The organism is Carnobacterium sp. (genome assembly GCF_032094055.1).
Taxonomy (GTDB): Bacteria; Bacillota; Bacilli; order Lactobacillales; family Carnobacteriaceae; genus Carnobacterium_A.
The window spans coordinates 1-2,237 of the sequence record NZ_DAMDAK010000134.1; the positions used below are offsets into that span (position 1 = coordinate 1).

Annotated in this window: 2 protein-coding genes; both read right to left on the reverse strand. The window is 39.2% G+C overall.

The window, feature by feature from the left end; all coding sequences use genetic code 11:
- On the reverse strand, window positions 1-410 hold a 410-nt coding region (locus RT405_RS13195), incomplete at its 3' end, for a DnaJ domain-containing protein (protein WP_313470297.1).
- 135 nt (window positions 411-545) lie between these two features.
- A partial coding sequence (gene dnaK / locus RT405_RS13200; protein WP_313470294.1) for a molecular chaperone DnaK occupies window positions 546-2,237 on the reverse strand: 1,692 nt, incomplete at its 5' end.

The following is a 2,237-nucleotide window of genomic DNA, read 5'->3' on the forward strand; positions in this document are numbered from 1 at the left end:
ATAGCTTCTTCGAATTCTAGGTCCATCCGGTATTGAAGGTCTTCTCCTTGGCGTGGAGCATTCGGATTAGCTGAACGTCCGCCGCCGCCGAAAAAGGATTCAAAAATATCTTCAAAACCACCGCCGCCAAAACCGCCGCCGCCGAAGCCACCACCAAAACCGCCGCCACATGCTCCAAAGTTTGGATCAGTACTTGCGTGTCCGTATTGGTCATAAGCAGCTCGCTTGTTTGCATCGCTCAAAACTTCATATGCTTCTGAGATTTCTTTGAATTTTTCATCTGCATCTGCTTCTTTATTAATATCTGGATGGTATTGTTTAGAAAGTTTACGATATGCCTTTTTGATCTCTTGATCGGTCGCACTTTTCGAAACTCCCAATACCTCATAATAATCTCTTTTTGCCATGATTTCCCTCCATTGTCACAAAAGATAATGTTTATCTTCAGTCTACACTCCAATTAGCCTTTATGAGCATAGCATATCTAGAAGAAAAAGCCAAAAGCATTTTGCCTTGGCTTTTTACTTCATCATCCAATTTGTTGATTATTGGTTGTCGTCTACTTCTTCAAAATCAGCATCAACAACATCATCTTCTCCGGCTTGTGCACCTTCAGGATTAGCTTCAGCTTGTGCTTGAGCTGCTTGTTCATAAAGTTTGACGGTCAAAGCTTGTACAATTTCGTTTAAAGCATCACGTTTAGTTTTCATTGCTTCTAAATCATTTGCTTCTACTGCAGCTTTTAATTCATCACGAGCATCTTCGGCTTTTTTAACTTCAGCTTCGTCTACTTTTCCTTCTAGTTCTCCTAAAGTTTTGTCCACTTGGAACAATAATTGATCTACTTCATTGCGTAAATCTACTTCTTCTTTACGAGTTTTGTCGGCTTCGGCATTAGCTTCAGCATCTTTAACCATGCGTTCGATCTCTTCATCAGTTAAACCAGAAGAAGATTTAATTGTGATGGTTTGTTCTTTTTGAGTACCTAAGTCTTTAGCGCGTACATTAACAATACCATTTTTATCGATATCAAAAGAAACTTCAATTTGAGGGATTCCACGTGGTGCCGCTGGAATATCCGTTAATTGGAAACGACCTAAAGTTTTATTGTCTGCAGCCATTGGGCGTTCACCTTGTAAAACGTGTACGTCTACAGCTGGTTGATTGTCTGCTGCTGTTGAGAAGACTTGTGATTTACTTGTAGGAATTGTTGTATTACGGTCGATCAATTTTGTGAATACGCCGCCCATTGTTTCAATTCCTAATGATAAAGGAGTAACGTCTAGTAAAACGATGTCTTTTACATCTCCAGTAAGCACTCCTGCTTGAATAGCAGCTCCCATTGCTACAACTTCGTCTGGGTTAACTGATTTGTTTGGTTCTTTTCCAGTTTCTTTACGTACAGCTTCTATAACAGCAGGAATACGTGTAGAACCTCCAACTAAGATAATTTCATCTACTTCTGAAGCAGAAATTCCAGCATCTTTTAAAGCTTGGCGAACGGGTTGTTTCGTACGGTCTACTAAGTCATAAGTTAACTCGTCAAATTTTGCGCGTGTTAAATTGATTTCCAAGTGCAACGGACCAGCTTCACCAGCTGTAATAAATGGTAAGCTGATTTGCGTAGAAGATACACCTGATAAATCTTTTTTAGCTTTTTCAGCAGCATCTTTCAAACGTTGAACAGCCATTTTGTCTTTTGATAAATCAATACCGTTTTCTTTTCTAAATTCTTCAACTAAATAAGCGATAATTTTTTCATCAAAATCATCTCCACCTAAGTGGTTATCTCCAGCAGTTGAAAGAACATCAAAAACGCCATCGCCTAATTCAAGGATAGAAACGTCAAATGTACCGCCGCCAAGGTCAAATACAAGAACTTTTTCTTCTTTGTCTGTTTTATCCAAACCGTATGCTAGCGCTGCTGCAGTAGGTTCATTGATGATACGTTCTACTTCTAAACCAGCGATTTTACCAGCGTCTTTAGTTGCTTGACGTTGTGCGTCATTGAAATAAGCAGGAACAGTAATAACAGCTTTGTCTACTTTTTCTCCTAAATAACTTTCAGCATAACCTTTTAAATATTGTAAAATGGTTGCTGAAATTTCTTGAGGTGTATATTTTTTCCCTTCAACATCAACCGTATAGCCTGCTTCTCCGATATGGCGTTTGATTGAGCTGATTGTATGTGGGTTGGTAACTGCTTGACGCTTAGCTACTTCTCCTACTTGCATTTC